Origin of the sequence: Pseudomonas sp. Tn43 (assembly GCF_014192635.1) — a bacterium.
Lineage (GTDB): Bacteria > Pseudomonadota > Gammaproteobacteria > Pseudomonadales > Pseudomonadaceae > Aquipseudomonas.
In genome coordinates this window covers 26,218-46,753 of sequence record NZ_JACHYG010000017.1, presented here as the reverse complement: position 1 = coordinate 46,753, position 20,536 = coordinate 26,218, and the positions used below count along the sequence as shown (strand labels likewise).

At 60.1% G+C, this 20,536-nt stretch carries 18 protein-coding genes and 1 pseudogene; 9 read left to right on the top strand and 10 right to left on the bottom strand.

What is annotated here, in order from left to right; genetic code table 11:
* The first annotated feature begins 176 nt into the window (after positions 1-176).
* From FHW68_RS25535 to fecA, 3 genes are all read left to right on the top strand, one after another.
* Positions 177-665: a sigma-70 family RNA polymerase sigma factor gene (locus FHW68_RS25535; protein ID WP_183683702.1), complete on the top strand. Its 489-nt coding sequence runs from the start codon at positions 177-179 to the stop codon at positions 663-665.
* Positions 662-1,600, top strand: a complete 939-nt coding sequence (locus FHW68_RS25530; RefSeq protein ID WP_183683700.1) for a FecR domain-containing protein — start codon at positions 662-664, stop codon at positions 1,598-1,600. The genes FHW68_RS25535 and FHW68_RS25530 overlap by 4 nt, the downstream gene beginning before the upstream one ends.
* 202 nt (positions 1,601-1,802) lie before the next feature.
* Complete coding sequence (gene fecA, locus FHW68_RS25525; protein WP_183683698.1) at positions 1,803-4,136, top strand: TonB-dependent Fe(3+) dicitrate receptor FecA; 2,334 nt, start codon at positions 1,803-1,805, stop codon at positions 4,134-4,136.
* Between the two features lie 315 nt (positions 4,137-4,451).
* Here fecA and FHW68_RS25520 read toward each other — a convergent pair whose 3' ends face one another.
* Entirely contained in the window at positions 4,452-4,859 is a 408-nt protein-coding gene (locus FHW68_RS25520) for an HPF/RaiA family ribosome-associated protein (protein WP_095633337.1), read from the bottom strand.
* Positions 4,860-5,076: 217 nt separating this feature from the next.
* Entirely contained in the window at positions 5,077-6,024 is a 948-nt protein-coding gene (locus FHW68_RS25515; protein ID WP_095633336.1) for a LysR substrate-binding domain-containing protein, read from the bottom strand.
* Between the two features lie 135 nt (positions 6,025-6,159).
* Here FHW68_RS25515 and FHW68_RS25510 point away from each other — a divergent pair, with 135 nt between their 5' ends.
* The 3 genes from FHW68_RS25510 to FHW68_RS25500 all read left to right on the top strand — a co-directional run bounded on the left by FHW68_RS25510 (position 6,160) and on the right by FHW68_RS25500 (position 9,586).
* A complete protein-coding gene (locus FHW68_RS25510; RefSeq protein ID WP_183683696.1) occupies positions 6,160-7,536 on the top strand; it encodes an L-serine ammonia-lyase in 1,377 nt (458 codons plus the stop codon).
* A gap of 78 nt (positions 7,537-7,614) precedes the next feature.
* Positions 7,615-8,916, top strand: a complete 1,302-nt coding sequence (locus FHW68_RS25505; protein WP_183683694.1) for a serine/threonine transporter — start codon at positions 7,615-7,617, stop codon at positions 8,914-8,916.
* Between the two features lie 355 nt (positions 8,917-9,271).
* Positions 9,272-9,586, top strand: a complete 315-nt coding sequence (locus FHW68_RS25500) for a DUF3509 domain-containing protein (RefSeq protein ID WP_095633333.1) — start codon at positions 9,272-9,274, stop codon at positions 9,584-9,586.
* Here the strand turns inward: FHW68_RS25500 and FHW68_RS25495 are convergent.
* On the bottom strand, positions 9,583-10,083 hold the full coding sequence (locus FHW68_RS25495) for a phosphate-starvation-inducible protein PsiE (RefSeq protein ID WP_095633332.1): 501 nt from the start codon (positions 10,081-10,083) through the stop codon (positions 9,583-9,585). The two genes, FHW68_RS25500 and FHW68_RS25495, sit on opposite strands and share 4 nt — an antisense overlap.
* A 338-nt stretch (positions 10,084-10,421) precedes the next feature.
* Between FHW68_RS25495 and FHW68_RS25490 the strand changes: the two are divergent.
* Positions 10,422-10,661 (top strand): annotated as a pseudogene (locus FHW68_RS25490) (YebG family protein); the annotation flags it as partial.
* 191 nt (positions 10,662-10,852) lie between these two features.
* On the opposite strand, the gene FHW68_RS25485 reads toward FHW68_RS25490, so the two are convergent.
* From FHW68_RS25485 to FHW68_RS25470, 4 genes are all read right to left on the bottom strand, one after another.
* Positions 10,853-11,962 (bottom strand): dihydrolipoamide acetyltransferase family protein, encoded by a 1,110-nt coding sequence (locus FHW68_RS25485; RefSeq protein WP_183683690.1) that lies wholly within the window; start codon positions 11,960-11,962, stop codon positions 10,853-10,855.
* A 28-nt stretch (positions 11,963-11,990) separates the two neighbouring features.
* Entirely contained in the window at positions 11,991-12,980 is a 990-nt protein-coding gene (locus FHW68_RS25480; RefSeq protein ID WP_095633329.1) for an alpha-ketoacid dehydrogenase subunit beta, read from the bottom strand.
* On the bottom strand, positions 12,973-14,067 hold the full coding sequence (gene pdhA, locus FHW68_RS25475) for a pyruvate dehydrogenase (acetyl-transferring) E1 component subunit alpha (RefSeq protein ID WP_183683688.1): 1,095 nt from the start codon (positions 14,065-14,067) through the stop codon (positions 12,973-12,975). Before pdhA ends, FHW68_RS25480 begins: the two co-directional genes overlap by 8 nt.
* 129 nt (positions 14,068-14,196) lie before the next feature.
* Positions 14,197-15,216: a Glu/Leu/Phe/Val dehydrogenase dimerization domain-containing protein gene (locus FHW68_RS25470; protein WP_095633327.1), complete on the bottom strand. Its 1,020-nt coding sequence runs from the start codon at positions 15,214-15,216 to the stop codon at positions 14,197-14,199.
* Between the two features lie 183 nt (positions 15,217-15,399).
* On the opposite strand from FHW68_RS25470, the gene FHW68_RS25465 reads away from it, so the two are divergent.
* Positions 15,400-16,203, top strand: coding sequence for a SirB1 family protein (locus FHW68_RS25465; protein ID WP_183683686.1), 804 nt, complete (start codon positions 15,400-15,402; stop codon positions 16,201-16,203).
* A gap of 118 nt (positions 16,204-16,321) precedes the next feature.
* On the opposite strand, the gene maiA is transcribed toward FHW68_RS25465, so the two are convergent.
* Genes maiA through hmgA form a run of 3 tightly spaced genes read right to left on the bottom strand, consistent with a single transcriptional unit; the run spans position 16,322 to position 19,581 of the window.
* On the bottom strand, positions 16,322-16,957 hold the full coding sequence (maiA, locus tag FHW68_RS25460; RefSeq protein WP_095633325.1) for a maleylacetoacetate isomerase: 636 nt from the start codon (positions 16,955-16,957) through the stop codon (positions 16,322-16,324).
* Between the two features lie 12 nt (positions 16,958-16,969).
* Positions 16,970-18,274 carry a fumarylacetoacetase gene (gene fahA, locus FHW68_RS25455; protein ID WP_183683684.1) on the bottom strand — a complete coding sequence of 435 codons (1,305 nt, stop codon included), beginning with the start codon at positions 18,272-18,274 and terminating at the stop codon, positions 16,970-16,972.
* A gap of 2 nt (positions 18,275-18,276) precedes the next feature.
* Positions 18,277-19,581 (bottom strand): homogentisate 1,2-dioxygenase, encoded by a 1,305-nt coding sequence (gene hmgA, locus FHW68_RS25450; RefSeq protein WP_095633323.1) that lies wholly within the window; start codon positions 19,579-19,581, stop codon positions 18,277-18,279.
* Between the two features lie 163 nt (positions 19,582-19,744).
* On the opposite strand from hmgA, the gene FHW68_RS25445 reads away from it, so the two are divergent.
* Positions 19,745-20,524: an IclR family transcriptional regulator gene (locus FHW68_RS25445; protein ID WP_183683682.1), complete on the top strand. Its 780-nt coding sequence runs from the start codon at positions 19,745-19,747 to the stop codon at positions 20,522-20,524.
* Positions 20,525-20,536 lie beyond the last annotated feature (12 nt).

Below are 20,536 nucleotides of genomic sequence, written 5' to 3'. Positions count from 1 at the left end.
GATGCAGCCTTCGGCAGCTCCTACACGGGAGGCGAACGTTGATGGAGCCGTCGCAGCTTTTTTAACGAGTCTGAAGAGATAGCAGCCAGGAGCCGATTGCCGGATGCCGCCCTCGCCACTACAATGCGAACAATTCTTGTTCTCTAACGTATCCAAATGCGTCCGGAGCGGTTCCGTTGTCGTCAGCCACTACCGTCGAAGTCCTTTATCACGCCCATCACAACTGGCTCACCGGTTGGCTGCGGCGCAAACTCGGCTGCCCTGACAGCGCCGCGGACCTGGCCCAGGACACGTTCATTCGAGTGCTGACGGCACGGGAAACGCCCCGGATCATCGAGCCACGGGCGTTCCTCACCACCATCGCCAAGCGCGTACTGTTCAATCATTACCGCCGTCAGGATATAGAGCGCGCCTATCTCGACGCGCTGGCGCAGAGGCCGGAAATCGTCGCGCCATCGGAGGAGGATCGGGCGATCATCCTGCAAACGCTGATGGAACTCGACCAGTTGCTCGACGGTTTGCCACGCCTGGTCAAACGCGCCTTTTTGCTGGCTCAGCTCGATGGCTTGACGTATCCACAGATCGCCGCCGAACTGGGCATTTCCATTGCCACGGTCAAACGGCACCTGAACAAAGCGGCGATGCGCTGCTACTTCGCACTATGAACAGCCCTGCGGATTTCTCCTCTCAAGTGGCCGAGCAGGCCGTGCACTGGTGGATGCAAGTCCAGCAAGGGCCGTTGAATCCGCGTCAGCAAATCGCCTGGCAGCAATGGCTCGATGCTCACAGTGAGCATCGCCGGGCCTGGGAACATATTCAACGGGTCAACCAGCGCTTGCGCGATGTGTCTTCACCGCTGGCCCATGCGGTCCTCAACGCACCGAAATCCGCCGGGCGCCGTCAGGCATTGAAGCTGTTGCTGATTCTCGGCGCGGGTTCCGCAGTCACCTGGGGCATGCGCGAGCACATTGCGCTGACGCCGTTGTTGGCCGACTACCGCAGCCCGATCGGCCAGCGACGTAAAGTGCCGCTCGGCGATGGTAGCCAGGTGCAGCTCAATACTGCCAGTTCGGTCGATGTGCGAATCGACGGTCAGCAACGGCTGATCCGCTTGCTAGAAGGCGAGATGCTGCTGACCGCCGCCCAAGCATTTCAAGTACAGACCGCACAAGGCCTGTTGAAAACCCAAGGTGGGCACCTGAATGTGCGGCAGTTTGCCGATCACACTCAGGTGGCAGTGTTCGAAGGCAGCGTCGAATTGACGCCCGATGGCGGTACACCGCTGATGCTGCAAACCGCCCGGCAGTTGAGCTTCGACGCACGCGGCATCGGCGCTCCCCGGCCACTGGACGCCAACAGCGGCGCCTGGGCCGACGGCATGCTGGTGGCCGCGCATATGCGTCTGGAGGATTTTCTCGATGAACTCGGTCGCTATCGCCGGGGGCAACTCAAGTGCGCGGCGAATGTTGCCGACCTGCTGATCTCCGGGACTTATCCACTGGACGACAGCGAGCGGATTCTTGATCTGCTGGAAATCAGTTTGCCGGTGAAGGTGAGGCGTTTTACCCGGTATTGGGTGACGGTCGAGGCGCGCGCGTAAATGATCGTTCCCATGCTCTGCGTGGGAATGCAGCCCGTGACGCTCCGCGTTACTTCCAGAGCCGAACGCGGAGCGTCCGTTGAGGCATTCCCACGCAGAGCATGGGAACGATCTTCAATCTCAAAAAAAGTGAGCCGTTTTTCAGATCTGGCGTGACAGAGAAGGAAAGCCCCTTGATTCAACCTTCTCAGGATCGCCTTTCATGCAACCCATCCGCGTCACACCGCTAACCCGCACCTTGCGCCAACTCTTGCTGGGCGCCAGCCTGAGCTTCGGCGCACTGCCGCTGGTGCATGCCGCCGACACCAAGCCGTACCACATCGCGCCGTCCTCGCTGGAAAACGCCCTCAACCAGTTTGGTCGCGAAGCCGGCGTGCTGATCTCCTTTGGCTCGCAAGTCACCAGCGGTGTGCAAAGTCGCGGCCTGGAAGGCCACTACATCCCCTCCCAGGGTTTGAACGCGTTGCTCGAAGGCACCGGCCTGCAAGCTCGCGCCGAGGGCGACAATGCTTTCAGCCTGCAACCGGCGGGTGATACGGCGCTGGAGCTGGACACCTCGAAAGTGGTCGGCGACTGGCTCGGCGATGCGGCGCAAACCAACGTCTTCGAACATCCTGGCGCTCGCGATGTGATCCGCCGCGAAGAATTCGAACGCCAGGGCGCGACTCAGGCCAAGGATGTGCTCAATCGCATTCCGGGGGTCAATGCGCCGGACAACAACGGCACCGGCAGCCATGACATGGCGCTGAACTTCGGCATTCGCGGGCTCAACCCTCGACTGGCTTCGCGCTCCACGGTATTGATGGACGGCATTCCGGTGCCCTTCGCACCTTATGGTCAGCCGCAGCTTTCGTTCGCGCCGATCAGCATGGGCAACATGGACGCGGTCGACGTGGTGCGCGGCGGCGGTGCAGTGCGCTACGGGCCGCAGAACGTCGGCGGTGTGGTCAACTTCGTGACTCGCGCCATTCCCGATGAACCGACGGTCAAGGGCGGCTTCCAGACCGAAACCAGTCCATCGTCCAGCCATGACGGCTTCAAAACCACCGGCAATTTGCTGGCCGGTGGCACGGCCGATAACGGTCTGGGCGGCGCGATTCTGTACTCGGGCACCCGTGGTGGCGACTGGCGCGAACACAGCGACACCGAAATCGATGACCTGATTCTCAAGGGCAAGTACCAGCTCGACGAGGCCAACAGCTTCAACGCCATGGCCCAGTATTACGAAGGCAAGGCGGACATGCCCGGCGGGCTGAACGTCGCCGATTACGATGCCGACCCGTACCAGTCGACCCGCCCGAAAGACCAGTTCTGGGGCCGCCGCACGATGTTCAATTTCGGCTATCGCTATCAGCAAGATCGCCGGGAGTTCACCGCCAATACCTTCTTTACCAAAACCCTGCGCAGCGGTTATCTGGACCAGAGCACGTTCCTCTCGCTGTCGCCACGCGAGTATTGGGTACGTGGCCTGGAAACCCGTTTCGCCCAAGGCTTCGACCTCGGCCAAACCAGCCATGAAGTCGGCGTCGGCTATCGCTACATCAACGAAGCCAGCCACGAACTGCGCTACCGCACGCCGATCGCCAGCAACGAACTTCCGACCACCAACAGCCGCAACGACCGCGATACGCGGGGTGGCACCGAGGCCAATGCGTTCTTCGTCGATGACCGGATCGACATCGGCAAGTGGACGATCACCCCGGGCATCCGCTACGAAATGATCGAGTCGCAGCAGACCAACAACCTGACCAACGTGAAATACAAAGGCGACTACAACACCGCCCTGCCGGCGTTGAACGTGCTCTATCACCTGACCGACAGCTGGAACCTCTACGCCAATACCGAAGGTTCATTTGGCAGCGTGCAGTACAGCCAGATGCCTAACCGGGTGACCAGCGGCGAAGTCAAACCGGAGAAGGCGCGCACCTGGGAACTGGGCACCCGCTACGACAATGGCGCGTTGCGTGCCGAGATTGGCGCGTTCCTGATCAATTTCGACAATCAGTATGAAAGCAATCAAACCACTGATTCGGTGATCGCCCGTGGCGAAACCCGTCATCAAGGCATTGAAACCAGCATCAACTACGCCCTCGACGATTTGAGCCCGGCGCTGGCCGGTTTCGATGTGTACGCGACTTACGCCTATGTCGACGCAACTATCCGCGAAGACGGTCCGAACAAGGGCAATCGCGTGCCATTCTCTTCGAAACACAAAGGCACAATCGGCGTCGGCTATACCGAAGGCGCCTGGAAACTGAACCTGGACAGCAGCTACCAGAGCGACCAGTTCGCTGACAACGCCAACACCTCGGCCGAAAGCGCCGATGGCAGCACCGGCAAGATTCCGGGGTACATGTTGCTCAGCAGCCGTGCGGCGTATGACTTCGGGCCAAAGTTGGCGGACTTGAATATAGCGGTGGGGGTGAAGAACATTTTCAACCACCAGTACTTCACTCGCTCGTTCGATGACAACAACAAAGGCAAGTACGTGGGAGAACCGCGCACGGTGTATATGCAGACTTCCGTCGCGTTTTGATTCAATAGCGGCTAGAGCACACCCTTGTGGCGAGGGGGCTTGCCCCCGTTGGACTGCGTAGCAGTCCCAAAACAATCCAATGAGTTGTGTCAGGCAAAACCGGATAGCAGGTTTTGCGACTGCTACGCAGCCGAACGGGGGCAAGCCCCCTCGCCACAGTAAGCCCCTTTACCACAGTAAGCCCCCTCACCACAGAAGCCCCTCGCCGCAGGTTTCCACAGGAGCCAGCGAATACCACAAACAAGAACGGGCCTGCATAAGCAGGCCCGTTTTTCAGGTGGATAGAAAGTGGAAAGGTAAAAAGTGAATCAAGCCTCAGCCGTTTTGTGCAGCCTGTTCGTTCTCCAGAAACTCGTCTTCCAGCAGCGCATCGGCCGTAGGCCTTTCGAACGGCACCACAGCGGCACGTGGTTTGCCCCGCAGTTTGCCGAACAGATGTTCAAGCGCATGTTCGAGTTTTTCAGCCGCACCGTCGATCGCCATTTCCAGGTTAGCGGCTTTATGGGTTACAGAAATCGGTTGATGGCCTTTTGGCCGCGCTTCCAGCTGACAGCGTATGTCGTGGGGACCGGGCTTGTCGCCGTTCTCATCCCGCAGGTGGACCTCGACGCGGGTCAGGTCCTCTTCATAACGTTCGAGCGTGCTCTCAATGGTAGTACGTACCCACTCCTCCAGTCGGATGCTGCTTTGAATATGGTTATCGCTATTGACTTGGATTTGCATAGTTCATCCCTTATTTCAGCTAGCTCGCGAGAGGCCCCTTCGGCTGGCCCTTGGGCTTCATCACCGTGACCTCTTGGTTACACAATCGGTGTGCGCGCAGAACATTTCAACCCCTAAAAAAAGATAAATATTCATTCGCAAAAAAAGCCGGACAACGGGTAAAAGCGCTGTTAATGTCGGGAGTTCGGTCGCCCCTGGCTGATGTTCCAGGCTGCTGTCACATCTGCCGCTCCGCCAGCGGGTGCAGGCTACGAAATACCCCCGCTTCTTCCACCAGCCAGTCATGCACCGCGCGCACGCCCGGATGGCTTAGCGCACCCGGCGCATAAAGCAGCACGTAACGCTTGTGATTGGGCACCGCCAGGCCAAACGGCACGATCAGCGTCCCGCGCTCCAGTTCATCGTTGAGCAGCGTTCGCCGCGCAATCGCCACGCCCATCCCGGCAATCGCCGCTTCAATGGTCAGGTGATTGCGATTGAAAGTATGCCCGCGCCGCACATCCGCGCCCTCGAAGCCGATGGCGTTGAGGTAGAACTCCCATTCCGCGTATTCGTAACTGCCGCGCCAGGCGGTGATGTCGTGCAGCAACGGAAAATGCACCAGGTCCGCCGGGCCATGCAGAGGCGGCCTTGCGCGCAACAGGCCAGGGGCGCACACCGGAAAGATCTGCTCATCCAGCAAGGTTGTGGATAACAATCCCGGATAACTGCCGTCATTGAGGTCAATGGCCAAATCGAAGTCGCCCTCATGCAATGGCACGCTGCTGTCCTCGGCCACCAGCCGCAGCTGAATGTCCGGAAAACGCTGTTGCAAACGCGGCAGGCGCGGGGTCAGCCATTTGCTCAGGAAGGAGGGAATCGAGCGCAGCCGCAATATCCCGCTGATCATTCCCGCGTCCAGTCGTCGCAATTCCGCATCGATGCTGCCGTAGGCTTCATTGACGGTGATAGCCAATCGCTGGCCTTTGGCGCTCAACTCCACACCCCGGGCGCGACGATGAAACAGGCGAAAACCCAACCGCTCTTCCAGTTGGCGAATTTGCTGACTGACCGCACCCGGCGTGATGTGCAATTCCTCGGCGCAACGGGTGAAGGACAAGTGCCGCGCGGCACACGAAAACACGTGCAGCCAGACGTAGGTCTGGGCATGCAATTGGCGACTCATTGTTTAGTCCTGCTAAAGGCTGTCTTAGGAAGTTTCGTTGGTCACGTAGGACCGAGGTTGGCAGTATCGCCCACCTTGCGCTTGGCCTACAAAAATGGCGGCGATTTCTCTTCCATTGCTTGTATAGGCTTTAGCATGGCTATCAGTGTTTTCGATCTCTTCAAAGTTGGCATCGGTCCGTCCAGCTCCCATACCGTCGGCCCGATGCGCGCCGCAGCAACCTTCGCCCAGGCACTGATTGACCAGCATTTACTGGCCGATGTACGGCGGGTAGAAATCCGCCTCTACGGTTCGCTTTCGGCCACTGGCGTCGGTCACGCCACCGACCGTGCCTGTGTCATGGGCCTGATGGGCGAATGGCCAGACAGCATTGATCCGAATTCGATCGACAACCGAATCCAGGCGTTGCATGAAACCGGTGAACTGAGTCTGGCCGGCAAATCGACCATTGCCTTCAACTGGCAGCGCGATCTCCTGCTGCTGGACGAGAGCTTGCCCTACCACCCCAACGCGATGTCGCTGACAGCCTTTGGCGAAACCGGTGAACTGTTCGAGCAGACGTACTACTCGGTAGGCGGTGGTTTCATCATCGAAGCCGCGGAAGCCGAGTCCGGCATTGCACCGGCCAGCGATGTGGTGCTGCCTTACGATTTTTCCAGCGCCGCCGAATTGCTCAAACTCTGCAACCAGCACGGTCTACGGGTTTCCGAATTGATGATGGCCAACGAACGGGCCTGGCGCAGCGACGCCGAGATTCGCCAGGGCTTGCTGCATATCTGGTCGGTGATGCGCGAGTGCGTCGAGCAAGGTTTACGTCACGAAGGCATCCTGCCCGGCGGTCTGAATGTTCCGCGCCGCGCCGCGAAATTGCACCGCAGCCTGTTGGAAATCAGCAAACCGAATGTCATCAGTTCCACCCTGTCAGCCATGGAGTGGGTCAACCTGTTCGCCCTCGCCGTGAACGAAGAGAACGCGGCTGGCGGACGCATGGTGACCGCGCCTACAAACGGGGCGGCGGGGATCATTCCCGCCGTGTTGCACTACTACATGAAATTCAACCCGGACGCGTCGGACGATGATGTGGTGGCGTTCTTTTTGGGGGCTGCCGCTGTAGGCATCCTGTGCAAGAAAAACGCCTCGATTTCCGGCGCCGAAGTCGGCTGCCAGGGCGAAGTCGGTTCCGCCTGCGCCATGGCCGCCGCCGGCCTGGCCGACATACTCGGAGCAACTCCCGAGCAACTGGAAAATGCCGCCGAAATCGGCCTGGAACACAACCTCGGCCTGACCTGCGATCCGGTCGGCGGCCTGGTGCAGGTACCGTGTATCGAGCGCAATGCAATCGCTGCCGTAAAGGCGATCAACGCCACGCAAATGGCCCTGCGCGGTGACGGCAAACACTTCATTTCCCTGGACCGGGTGATCCGCACCATGCGCGATACCGGTGCCGACATGCACGACAAATACAAAGAAACTTCACGGGGCGGCCTGGCTGTCAGCTGGGTGGAGTGCTGAGGAGCACTCCGAAGCAGGTGCCTGCCTGACCGTCCGCAAAACGTGAGCCCGAGCAAGAATAATAACGAGGCAAAAACGATGACCGATGTACGTACACCTGCTGCCGATAATCCTGCTGTAGATCTGACCCGCAATAGCGAAACAACCTACAAAGGCTGGAGTAAACACGACACCACCTGGATGCTTGGCCTCTATGGCACGGCGATTGGCGCCGGCACATTGTTCCTGCCGATCAACGCCGGCGTCGGCGGTTTCTGGCCGCTGCTGCTCCTGGCGGTACTGGCCTTTCCGATGACCTTCTTCGCCCACCGCGGCCTGACGCGCTTCGTGTTGTCCGGGCGTTCCGGGGACATTACCGAAGTGGTGGAAGAACACTTCGGCATCGGTGCCGGCAAAGTGATCACGCTCCTGTATTTCTTCGCGATATTCCCGATTTTGCTGGTATACAGCGTGGCGCTGACCAACACCCTGAGCAGCCTCATGGAGCATCAGTTGCACATGACCCCGCCGCCTCGGGCAATCCTGTCGCTGGGGCTGATTCTCGGCTTGATGGCGATTGTGCGTTGCGGCCAGGGCGTCATCGTCAAATGCATGAGCGTGCTGGTTTACCCGTTCGTCGCGGCGTTGCTGCTGCTCGGCATCAGCCTGATTCCGAACTGGAACGGCGCGTTCTTCGCCACCGCCAGCGAAGGCATGCCGCTGCCGCTGTTCTTCCAGACCTTGTGGCTGGCGATTCCGGTGATGGTGTTTTCGTTCAACCATTCGCCGATCATTTCCGCGTTCGCCGTTGATCAGAAACAGCGTTACGGCGAGCAAGCCGAACGCAAAAGCAGCGGCATTCTCGCAATCGCCCACATCATGATGGTCGTGACGGTGATGTTCTTCTGCTTCAGCTGTGTGCTGGCCTTGTCCCCGGCTGATTTGGCCGCTGCGAAGGCGCAGAACATTTCGATCCTGTCGTACCTGGCCAACCACTTCCAGACACCGGTCATCGCTTACGCCGCGCCGTTGATTGCGTTGGTGGCGATCACCAAATCCTTTCTCGGCCATTACATCGGCGCCAGCGAAGGCTTTCAGGGCCTGATCGTGAAAAGCCTGCGTGGCCGTGGGCGCGTCATGTCCGCCAGTTGGCTGAACCGCATCACAGCGCTGTTCATGATCCTCAGTTGCTGGGCCGTGGCGACCTTCAATCCGAGCATCCTGGGCATGATCGAAACCCTCGGCGGGCCGATCATCGCGTGCCTGTTGTTCCTGATGCCGATGTACGCCATCCGCCGCGTGCCGGCCTTGCGCCAGTATTCGGGCCTGGCCTCGAACGTGTTCGTGGTGTTGATCGGTTTGATTGCACTGTCTGCGATCATTTACTCATTCATGCCCTGAAACGGGCAGGCAAAAAGAAGGCGGGCCAGAGTGCCTAATGCCGGTCAGTCAAGCGAGCAAACCGCTTTTCGTAGGAGCCAGGCTGGCCGGCGAAGGCGTTCTTAAGTGCGCTTTCGCCGGCCAGCCTGGCTCCTACAGGTCCGATTTGTCCTTGACTGACTGGCATTAGCCAGAGTGCGCGCCACTTTTTTGCCGTGTTCATTGTTCGACCATTTTTCCGGCATGTCCCTTGCTATGTCTCCTACGCGGCACGGATGAAAGTACATGAACATGGAAGGCCGATGGTCTGGTGTGGCGAACTAATCCCGATCATGGCCGGTCAACAACTGCACGTTCAATCAGGCGGTGACGCATCATGGACAACCCCTTTCAACTCATTACCGATGCCTTTGCACCGGATTATCAAGTCAACCTGAGTATTCAGGGTCTGGACGGCAGCATCATGCTGACCCTCTCCAAAAATGGTCGCGTGGTGGCCAAACGGATGATCAGCACCGAACAGCGCAATGATCCCAAGCGCCTCAAACGCCTGGTGCAAAGCATTCAATTCGGCATCGCCATCGAACAAGGCCACAGCGCCGTGGCCATCCTTGAAGCCATGACCGACGGCGACAGTCGCACCCCGCCGCCCTTGGTCAAATCCCGGCCACGACCTTCAATGGGGCTTTAAATCTCGCCCTTCTCCACTTCGGGATGTTCACCGGAACCCGCACCGATCTTGCGTTGCGGGTGTTCGATCTTCACCGAAGGAAACTGCGAGGAGGCGTAACGCACCACCAGAATCGCAAACGCCAGCAGCAGAATCCCGCCGCACAGGTAGATGATTCCCAGGTCCGGTGGATTGTGGTGCGAGACGTTGGAGATGAGCAGGCGTGTCAGCGCAGTGATCGCCACATAAATCAGGAAGCGCACCGGCATGTGGTTGGTCTTGAAGTAAATCCCGACCATCGCCCCCAGTTCCAGGTAGATGAACAGCAGCAAGATGTCATCGATCTTGATATGCCCCTTTTCGAGCATTCCGAGGAATTCCATCACCGCCGCCCACGCGGTCACTGCTCCGATGGCAAATAGTGCCAGGTAGTGGAAGGTTTCGACGAACAGGTTGCCCAGGGACTCGGCCAGTTGGTGCACGCTCTGCCGCAGGTTCTCGGCCCAGTTGATTTTCACTTTGATTGTTCCTTAGCTCGGTTCGAGCGGATGATGCGGGATGGACGTGACGGTTGTTCTGCATGCAGAAAAAAGGCCAGATAGTGTGGGTGAGATGGTGGCTGCGTGACATGAGACACGTTGGTGGTGGTTGGACGGACGCCATCGCGGGCAAGCCCGCTCCCACAGGGTTCAGCGGTGCTCGCGATGGGAGCGGACACGGTTCACCTGACAAACCCTGAATTCGGTCTACATTAAAAAGCCACTACCCAAAGCGTAGGGATTCGCTTATCCTTTTCGCTGTATATAAATACAGTGGTCGAAACAGACAACTAATGTAAAGGCATGTGAGGTGGTGAATGGCCGTCGAAGTGGTATACCGCAGCAGCCGAGATCTGGAGCGCTTGTTCATGGATAAAGCCGAAGCTGACCGTCATGACAAAATGCTCGAACTGGCCGAATTGCTGGCTGAAGTGTTGCAAAAAGCCGTTCCGTCCCTGACCGAACAGCAAGTGGAAGAAGCCGGGATCTACATGGCGAAGAACCGCGATGTATTCGCCAAGGCATTCAAGAGCCAGCCGGACGCATTGTCCGAACTGTTGAATGTACCCGCCGAAGCCATTGAACCTGCTAAAGCCACTGAACCTGTTGAAGCAGCTGCACCAGTTGAAGCAGCGAGCGCTGAGCCGACCAAGCCAGCCAAAGCCGCCAAGACACCCAAGTAAGCAATGCCCGAATTGAATAGGCCCTGAGTCAAATGCCTCAGGGCCTTTTTCATGCCGGCGGGAACCTAGACCTCGGGTTGTTCCAGCGCCTCGACCAACGCCTTGAAGAACCGCGCCGCCTCGCCGCCGGTGACCACACGGTGATCGAAGGTCAGGGACAGCGGCAGGATCGGATGCACCACCACCGCGCCTTCGACCGCCACCGGTTCATCGCGGATCGCCCCGGCGGCGAGGATCGCCACTTGCGGCGGCACCACCACCGGGTTGGCGTAGCGGCCGAACAAGGTGCCGAAATTCGACAGGGTCAGGGTCGCCCCCATCATTTCCTGGGGCGGGATCGAGCGCGCCTGCACGTCGGCCCGCAGACGCATCACACCTTCTTTCAGATCCGCCGCCGTGCGATGGCCTACATCGCGCAGCACCGGCACGAACAAGCCGTCCGGCGTGTCCACGGCAATGCCCAGGTCGAGTCGTTCATGTTGTTTGAGCGCCTGGGTTTTGCCATCGAAGGCGCTGTTGAGCACGGGCTCTACGGCGCAGGCCGCCGCCATCGCCTTGGCCAGACGAATCAATGGTTCTCGCGCCTGCCCCCAGCGATGCAGATCGGCATCGCCGAAGATCGTCACCGGCACCACTTCGGCATGGGACCTGGCCATGTTCAGCGCCATGCTGCGTCGCACCCCGCGCAGTTTTTCGCCGCCGAAGCGTTCGCGTTCCGTCTGGGCTGCGTTTTCCACGTCGCTGCGGGTGATCTGACCTTCCTGGCCGGAACCCGTCAAGCCGCTCAGTTCAACGCCGAGCTGCCGCGCCAATTGACGCACCGCCGGCGTGGCACGGCTCGCCAGATGCTCACGAGTCGAAGGCGCGGCGCCGATAAAAAATGCATCTTCCTGATCCGTGCCGCCGCCCTCCAGCCGCCCGACCACAGTGCCCGCATCGGCTTCGCCTTCGTAACCGAGCAGAGGTTCGCCAACATGAAGGATGTCGCCCTCGCCACCAAAGGTTTTCGCCACCACACCATCGTAGGGCGCGGGAATGTCCACCAGCGCCTTGGCGGTTTCCACCGACACCAGCAGTTGGTCGGCCTTGACGGTATCGCCGACCTTGACGTGCCAACGGACGATCTCCGCTTCCTGCAAGCCTTCGCCCAGATCCGGCAGTTTGAAATATTTCATCGCAACCTCCTCGGCCTCAGGCGTGTGTTCAGGGGTAGTGCTGCATGACGGTGTCGCAGGCATGAAGAATGTCTTCGACGCCGGGCATGTACAGCGATTCCCGTCGATACAGCGGCGGCGGAATGTCTGGCGCGGTGACTCGCTGGATCGGTGCCTGCAATTCCAGAAATACCCGTTCGTAGAGACTGGCGGCGATTTCCGCGCCGACCCCGCAGGAGCGCGGTGCTTCATGCACGATCACGCAGCGACCAGTCTTGCGCACCGAGGCTTCCATCGTGTCGAGGTCCAGCGGTTTGATACTGGCGATATCGATCACTTCCGCCGAGACGCCCTGCTCGGCCAGTTGTGTGGCGGCTTGCAGGGTTTCCATCACACTGGCGCCCCAACTGATCAAGGTAATGTCGCTGCCTTCACGCAAAGTGAAACAGCTGTCCAGCGGCAGGCGCTTGCCATCATCGAGCAGCGGTTGCGGGTTCATTCGATAGAGTCGGGTGGGTTCGAGAAAGATCACTGGATCCGGGTCGTCGATGGCCGCGAGCAACAAGCCATAAGCCCGGGCCGGCGAGGACGGGACCACCACCCGCAGCCCCGGAATGTGCGCGAACAGTGCTTCAGTGCTTTCGCTGTGATGCTCCGGCGCGCGAATCCCTGCGCCCATGGGCGAGCGCATCACCATCGGGCAGGTGATCCGCCCGCGCGTGCGATTGCGCATGCGGCTGGCGTGGGACACCAGGTGCTCCATGGTGGCGTAGATGAAACCCATGAACTGGATTTCCACCACCGGTTTCAGGCCTTGGGCCGCCATGCCCACCGCCAGCCCGCCGAGCATGGTTTCGGCCAGCGGCGAGTCGATCACCCGCTTGAAACCGAAGCTGTCGCGCAGGCCCAGCGTGGCGCGGAACACGCCACCATTCACCCCGACATCCTCACCGAGGACGATGACGTTCTCGTCTTCGCTCATGGCTCGATGCAACGCCAGATTCACCGCTTCCAGCAGCGTCACTTTGCCGTTACTCATCGCTCGAACCTCCTGTCCGGCGCGCCACCCGTTCCAAAAACTCTTCGCGCTGTTCGGCCAGGGCTTGTGGCCATTGCGCGTAGACGTAATCGATGACCGATTCCGGTGCCTGCATTCCCGCCGCTTCGAAGTTATCCACCGCCTGCTGCACCAAGCCCTGGCATTCGCTGACCAGCGCCTGCTCACGGCCTTCGTTCCACACGCCCTGCCCGGCCATGAAACGTTGCAGGCGTTTGATCGGTTCTTCGAGCCAGGCCTGCTTGACCTCGTCCGCCGACCGGTAGCGCGTGGCATCGTCGGCGGTGGTGTGATCGCCAAGGCGATAGCTCAAGCATTCGAGCAACACCGGGCCTTTCCCGTGGCGCGCCCGTTCAAGGGCCGCTTGCACGCGGTCGTAAACGGCGAGTATGTCATTGCCATCGACTTGCTCGCCGTGGAAGCCGGCGCCCATGGCTTTCTGCGCCAGGGTCGGGGCGCCGCACTGGATTCGTCGCGGCACCGAGATTGCCCATTGGTTGTTGTTGATCACAAACACCACCGGCAACTGCCAGGCGCCAGCGACGTTGAGGGCTTCGAGGAAATCACCTTTGCTGGTTCCGCCGTCGCCGCACGTAGTGACAGCGACCCGATGCTCGCCACGGATCTTGAAGGCGCTGGCGACGCCGCAGGCGTGCAGGGCCTGGGTGGCGATCGGCACACAGATCGGGAAATCCTGGGCCACCGCCGGGTCGGCAAAGTCGCTGCCACGCTCGTCGCCGCCCCAATACAGCAGGATTTCTTCCATGCGCACACCGCGCATCAATTGCACGGCAGTGTCGCGGTAATACGGGATCAGTACGTCTTCGGCATGCATCAGGCTGCCGATCGCAACGCCTATGGCTTCCTGGCCCAGAGTCGGCGCGTAGGTGCCGATGCGCCCGGTGCGTTGCAAGGCGACAGCTTTCTGATCGAAAAGGCGGGTGAGGACCATTTGCCGATACAGACGCGTCAACAAATTGAAATCGTCGGACCAGGCAGGAAGATCGCCAAGTGGCTGGCCATCAGGGGATAAAAAACGGGTGTACGGCAGCTCAACCTTGTGAAGCATCACAGGGCTCCTGGCACGCGGGAGTCGGCGTGCATTGTTCAGCCCGACGCTTGTGACGCGGGGCTTGAAGAGCAAGTCGGCCGGATAGGCCCTCACTCCTTCATTGGTTCAAACTTGATCAGTACAACATCAGCGGTATAGCACTTTCTCCGCCAACTCATCTGCCACCCGGGCCGGAGAGCGTTTTTCCGCCTGGGCATGGGCGAAGACTTCGGTCAACCGTGAACTGATTTTCGACAGGTGCGCGGTGATGGTCGTCAGCTCTTCCCCGCGGTGTTTGAGCGACACGTAGATCAGCCCGCCAGCATTAATCACGTAATCGGGTGCATACAAAATGCCCCGACGTTCCAGCTGATCGGCGATGCCGATATGGATCAACTGGTTGTTTGCCGAACCTGCGACCGCCGCGCAGCGCAGTTGCGCCACGCTGTTGCTGTTAAGCACACCGCCCAGACCGCACGGGGCGAGTATGTCGCACGGTGTGCTGAGCAGCGCATCGTTGGCGATTGGATGAGCGCCCAATTGCTCCATGGCCAATTGCACTTTGCCTTGGTCAATGTCGCTGACCAACAGTTCGGCACCGGCCGCATGCAGCTGTTCGGCCAAGGCAAAACCGACATTGCCCAGGCCTTGAATGGCGATGCGCAAGCCTTCGAGATTATCGCTGCCCAGACGGGCCATGGCAGTGCTGCGAATACCAGCGAATACGCCCATGGCGGCGTGCGGGGCCGGGTCGCCCGCGGCGGTGGTGCTGGTGACGAATTGGGTCTGTTGGGCGATGCAATCCATGTCCGCCACGGAGGTTCCGGCGTCGATGGCGGTGATGTAGCGACCATCGAGCTGATTGATCCAGCGCCCGAACGCTTCGAATACCGCGGCGCGATTTTCCACATGGGCCGGGCGAACAATCACCGCAACACCACCGCCCTGAGCCAGGCCGGCCAGGGCCGCCTTGTAACTCATGCCTTGAGCAAGGCGCACGGCATCCTCGATCGCGGATTCATCGGTGGGGTAAGCAAGGTAACGACACCCGCCCAGGGCAGGTCCCAGACGGCTGTTGTGGATGGCAATCACCGCCTTCAACCCGGTGACCGGATCGACGCTCAGGTGCAGCGATTCAAGGCGAGTGCTTTGCATGAGAGCGAACATCGTAGGGCTCCCGAATCACTTCTTGTAGTCGCCAGTATAGGCTTGTGCACAAAAATTGCAGAAACGCCCCGGAATAAGCGGCGTCGCTTTTCAGGCTTTCGGACATAACCTGCTACCGCCTGCGCCCGACACTGGACGAAAGCCCGCGACGGGGCTAAAACGAGGCATTCTCCGGAGATTTTGATGACCCCGCGCCAACGTTTTTTCGACTGTCTGCAACGATCACCGCCCGCGCTGTTCGAGGCGGCGCTGTGGATGGCCGTCGAACACGATAAGGAACTGAATCCCGAGGTGGTGCTGGCGGATTTCAAGGACCTGCAGCAACGGGTCAGCTACGGGTTGCCGATGCTGTCGGTGAGTGAGCTGGCCCAACCGTTGTTGCGCCGAATGAATGACCTGGGGTTCGCTCAGGACGATTCCACGCCCTTGCGCCCGCAAGTGGCGTTACTCAATAAGGTGCTGGAACGCCGGCGAGGCCAACCGCTGGCGCTGGGCCTGATTGCACTGGAACTGGCCAGAAGGCTGGAGATTCCCATGGTCGGCGTCAACTTTCCCGGGCATTTCCTGCTACGGGTACAAGGCGCCGATCACTTGCTCGACCCGTGCGGTGGGCGACGGCTGTACCCCAACGACTGCCGGGAGTTACTGCAACGCCAGTACGGCCCGAACATGCAACTCAGCGCCGAGCATTTACTGACGGCTGAACCGGTGCAGATGCTGCAGCGGCTGTCACGCAATTTGCGCCAGTTGTACCTCACGAATGATGACTACATCGACGCCCTGATCGACGCCGAGCGCGTGCTTGAATTGGGCAACGCCTGCGCCTCCGACTACCTGGCCCGGGCCAGTCTCTATCAACGGCTGGACTGCCCGAATGCCGAGCGTTTTGACCTGGAACACGCGCTGCTGCTCTGTGACGACCCGATTCAGCGGATTCGCCTGACCGAACGGCTCGGGCATTTGCCGCCGAAGTCGGTCGTGCATTAATCACCGCTCCCAGTAGGCGCCAGGCTTGCCGGCGAACCAGGCGCCTCGGTCTATCAGGAATACCGCGTTATCGTTCTTCGCGGGCAAGCCCGCTCCCACATTAGGTCTATGTGAGCCATTAAGGGGTATCGGGCTGATTCGCCGGATGGGCCAGGAAGAAGGCCGGATGGGTCGCCGCCAATGCCGCCACTCGACGAATTCGCGGATAGGCCTCAAGGGAAATATTGAAGCGCTCGGCCGCATACAACTGCGGGATCAAATAAACGTCCGCCAGCCCCGGCTGATCGCCAAAGCAGTAACCGGTGTCACCGATCAATTGCTCCACCGTCGCCAATCCTTGCCTGATCCAGTGACCGATCCACTCCACTACCTGCGGCTCATCGTGCCCCAGCTGCCGAAGCTTGTTGAGCACGCTGACGTTGTGCAGAGGGTGAACATCGCAACCGATCACCGCCGCCACGCCACGCTCATGAGCGCGGGCGACGAGGTCTTTGGACAGCAATGGCACCTGTGGATAACGTTCCTCCAGGTACTCGATGATCGCCGGTGACTGGATCAGCAACTCGCCTTCATCGGTGCGCAAGACCGGCACCCGGCCTTGCGGGTTGATGCCCAGATAGGTCGGCTGCCGATGTTCGCCCCCTTGCGGCGCGATCAGGTTGATGGGCAGCGCCTGGTAATCCAGCCCCTTCAACGCCAGCGCAATCCGCACCCGGTAAGACGAGGTCGAACGGTAGTAGGTATAGAGTTCCATGACCCGATCCTCTTAGCGCGCTGGCAGCACTTTGCCACGGCATTCGCCGAAACCGATCGAAGCAAAACCCTCGCGGCGGCAACGCGCGCGCAAAATGATTTCGTCGCCGTCCTCAAGGAATTTACGCACCTCGCCCGAGGCCAGTTCGATCGGCTTTTTACCGCCCTCGGTGATTTCCAGCAGGCTGCCGAACTGCCCGTTTTCAGGACCGGACAGCGTACCCGAACCGAACAGGTCACCAGCCTGCAACTGGCAGCCGTTGACGCTGTGGTGCGCAACCAGTTGGGCAACGGTCCAGTACATGTGTTGGGTGTTGCTGAGGGTCAAGCGATGGGCGGGTATATTTTGCTCGCGCATCGACTCGGTCAGCAGCAGCACTTCGAGTTCGATGTCGAAGGCACCGGCGGCCTGATCGCGTTTGTCGAACAGGTACGGCAACGGCTGCGGATCGCCTTCAGGGCGTGCAGGCTGCGCACGACGGAACGGCTCCAGCGCTTCGGCCGTCACCACCCACGGTGAAATGCTGGTGATGAAGCTCTTGGACAGGAACGGCCCCAGCGGCTGATATTCCCAAGCCTGGATGTCGCGCGCCGACCAATCGTTGAGCAGGCAGAAACCGGCGATGTGGTCGGCGGCGTCACCGATGGCGATCGGGTCGCCCATCTCATTGCCCGGACCGATCCAGATACCCAGTTCCAGTTCATAGTCCAGACGTGCGCACGGGCCAAACGTCGGCTCGGTCTGGCCGGCCGGCAGGGTCTGACCTTTCGGACGGCGAACATCGGTGCCGGACGGGCGAATGGTCGAGGCGCGGCCGTGATAACCGATGGGCACGTACTTGTAGTTCGGCAGCAACGGGTTGTCCGGGCGGAACAGTTTGCCGACATTCTGCGCATGCTCGATGCCAACGTAGAAGTCGGTGTAGTCGTTGATCTTCGCTGGCAAGTGCATTTCGCAATTCGCCGCCAGTGGCAGCAGTTTGGCACCTTGGGCTTCGATTTTGCCGTGCAGGGTGCTGCCTTCCTTGAACAGCTCGATCAAGCGTTCACGCAAGGCCACGCGTGCCTCGCGACCCTGTTCGAAAAACGCATTCAGCTGACCGCCACGGGTGGCTTCGACTGCGGCGCGCGCAGCGCCCTCGAACAGCCCGGCCTCCAGTGCCGCTTCCAGATCAAAGATGTGGTCGCCAATGGCCACGCCACTGCGCGGCGCGGAGCCCTTCACGCTGAACACGCCCAACGGCAGGTTTTGCAGCGGGAAGTCCGCGTGGCCGTTGGCGGAAGCAACCCAACTACGAGTGATGGAAGTCTGAGTCATGGTTATCTCCGGGTCGGGTCGAAAGTCGCGGGCAGCGTGGCCCAGCAGGCGTCGTAATTGTTTTGCAGTTGTGGGCAATCCAGGGCGAATCGGCTCGGGCGCAACACTTGGCTGGTCTCGAACATGAAGGCCATCGTGTTGTCGATTTTAGCCGGTGCCAGTTGTGCGTTGATCGCTTTGGTGCAGGTCTCGCCGTCGGGGCCGTGGGCGCTCATGCAGCTGTGCAGCGAAGCACCGCCAGGCACGAAGCCTTCGGCCTTGGCATCGTATTCACCCTGGATCAGGCCCATGAATTCGTTCATCAGGTTGCGGTGGAACCACGGCGGACGGAATGTGTTCTCGGCGACCATCCAGCGCGGCGGGAAGATCACAAAGTCGAGGTTAGCCAGACCGTGCACGCTGGTCGGCGAAGTCAGGACGGTGAAAATCGACGGATCCGGATGATCGAAACTGACCGTGCCAATGGTATTGAAACGGCGCAGGTCATATTTGTACGGCACGTTATTGCCGTGCCAGGCGACCACGTTCAGCGGCGAATGATCGAGCTCGCAGCCCCACAACTGACCGAGGAATTTCTGCACCAGCGTGGTCGGTTGCTTGAGATTTTCGTAATGAGCCACCGGCGTCAGGAAGTCTCGCGGATTAGCCAGACCGTTGCTGCCGATCGGCCCCAGATCCGGCAGGCGCAGAGGGGCGCCATGGTTTTCGGCGATATAGCCACGGGCTTGCGGATCGAGCAGTTCGACGCGGAATTTCAACCCGCGAGGTAGAACAGCGATTTCCAGCGGTTCCAGCTCCAGCACGCCCAGTTCGGTGGCGATGCGCAAGCGGCCCAGTTGCGGTACCAGCAACAATTCACCATCGGCATTGAAGAACACGCGTTCCATGGAACGGTTGGCGCAGTAGTTATAAATGCTGATCCCGGACGGCTTTTCCGCGCCCGAGTTGGCGGCCATGCTCACCAGCCCATCGATGAAATCAGTGGGCTCGGTCGGAATGTCCAACGGGTTCCAGCGCAGGCGATTGGGCGTTACCTCGCCCAACGGGCCACCGGCCAGTTGCCGATCCAGTTTGACGAATGCCGGGTGATTGGCCGACGGCTGAATACGGTACATCCAGGTCCGCCGCGCTTCGCTGCGAGCCATGGTGAACGCCGTGCCGGAGAACAGTTCGGTGTACAGGCCGTAAGGGGCTTTTTGCGGGGAATTCTGGCCGACAGGCAATGCGCCGGGCAACGCTTCGCTGCTGAATTCGTTGCCAAAACCTGACTGATAAGCCAGCGCTGGCGCCGTTGAATCGAGGTTCATGGAGCCTCCTGAACGGGAGTTGGCAATGGCCTGTCACTCTGCGGGAGAGGGATTGGCACGCCTGGGTTATTTTTATCGTAATTCGATTACGCATAACGTAATTTGATTGGTATTGACCGTCAAGCTATAAAGACGCCCATTCGTCCCGGGATCACACCGCCTCATGACCAGCGAAAGCAACGGTAAACAGAAAGTCCGCTCGGCCGAGGTCGGCACCGATATCCTCAAGGCGCTTGCCGAGCTGTCGCCATCGACCTCGTTGTCGCGTCTGGCCGAACACGTGCAAATGCCGGCGAGCAAGGTTCATCGCTATTTACAGGCGCTGATCGCCAGCGGTTTTGCCGAGCAGAACCCCGCCACCAACCATTACGGCCTGGGTCGTGAGGCGCTTCGGGTCGGTCTGGCTGCCCTGAACAGTATGGACGTGCTGAAAGTCGCCGCCCTGCCCCTGGCTGAACTGCGCGACGATTTGAATGAGACCTGTTTTTTGGCGGTGTGGGGCAATCAGGGCGCGACGGTGGTGCATATCGAACCGGCAGTGCGGGCAGTGACGGTGGTCACGCAATTGGGCTCGGTCCTGCCGTTGCTCAGCTCCTCGACCGGGTTGGTGTTCAGCGCCTATTTGCCACACCGCGAAACCGATGAGTTGCGCGATCTCGAAGTTCGCGCTGTCGACATTCATCCGCTGGCCGATGAGCGGGCTTACACCTCATTGTGCGAGCAGATCCGCGAACGCGGCTTGCACCATGTTCACGGCTTGCTGATGCCCGGCGTGGATGCGTTGTCGGCGCCGGTGTTCAATGCAGTCGGACAGGTAGCGGCGGTGATGACCATTGTCGGCCCGGCCTCGTTGTTCCATGCCGATGAAAACGGCCCGGCGGCGCAGCGGTTGTTGGCGGCGACGCGGGCCGTGAGTTGGCGGATGGGGTATCAGCCTGAGTAACGGCAAGACCTG

Coding starts and splice junctions, on each gene's coding strand:
- FHW68_RS25530 (WP_183683700.1), top strand. CDS start 662: ATGAACAGCCCTGCGGATTTCTCCTCTCAAGTGGCCGAGCAGGCCGTG.
- fecA (WP_183683698.1), top strand. CDS start 1,803: ATGCAACCCATCCGCGTCACACCGCTAACCCGCACCTTGCGCCAACTC.
- FHW68_RS25520 (WP_095633337.1), bottom strand. CDS start 4,859: ATGCAAATCCAAGTCAATAGCGATAACCATATTCAAAGCAGCATCCGA.
- FHW68_RS25515 (WP_095633336.1), bottom strand. CDS start 6,024: ATGAGTCGCCAATTGCATGCCCAGACCTACGTCTGGCTGCACGTGTTT.
- FHW68_RS25510 (WP_183683696.1), top strand. CDS start 6,160: ATGGCTATCAGTGTTTTCGATCTCTTCAAAGTTGGCATCGGTCCGTCC.
- FHW68_RS25505 (WP_183683694.1), top strand. CDS start 7,615: ATGACCGATGTACGTACACCTGCTGCCGATAATCCTGCTGTAGATCTG.
- FHW68_RS25500 (WP_095633333.1), top strand. CDS start 9,272: ATGGACAACCCCTTTCAACTCATTACCGATGCCTTTGCACCGGATTAT.
- FHW68_RS25485 (WP_183683690.1), bottom strand. CDS start 11,962: ATGAAATATTTCAAACTGCCGGATCTGGGCGAAGGCTTGCAGGAAGCG.
- FHW68_RS25480 (WP_095633329.1), bottom strand. CDS start 12,980: ATGAGTAACGGCAAAGTGACGCTGCTGGAAGCGGTGAATCTGGCGTTG.
- pdhA (WP_183683688.1), bottom strand. CDS start 14,067: ATGCTTCACAAGGTTGAGCTGCCGTACACCCGTTTTTTATCCCCTGAT.
- FHW68_RS25470 (WP_095633327.1), bottom strand. CDS start 15,216: ATGTTCGCTCTCATGCAAAGCACTCGCCTTGAATCGCTGCACCTGAGC.
- FHW68_RS25465 (WP_183683686.1), top strand. CDS start 15,400: ATGACCCCGCGCCAACGTTTTTTCGACTGTCTGCAACGATCACCGCCC.
- maiA (WP_095633325.1), bottom strand. CDS start 16,957: ATGGAACTCTATACCTACTACCGTTCGACCTCGTCTTACCGGGTGCGG.
- fahA (WP_183683684.1), bottom strand. CDS start 18,274: ATGACTCAGACTTCCATCACTCGTAGTTGGGTTGCTTCCGCCAACGGC.
- hmgA (WP_095633323.1), bottom strand. CDS start 19,581: ATGAACCTCGATTCAACGGCGCCAGCGCTGGCTTATCAGTCAGGTTTT.
- FHW68_RS25445 (WP_183683682.1), top strand. CDS start 19,745: ATGACCAGCGAAAGCAACGGTAAACAGAAAGTCCGCTCGGCCGAGGTC.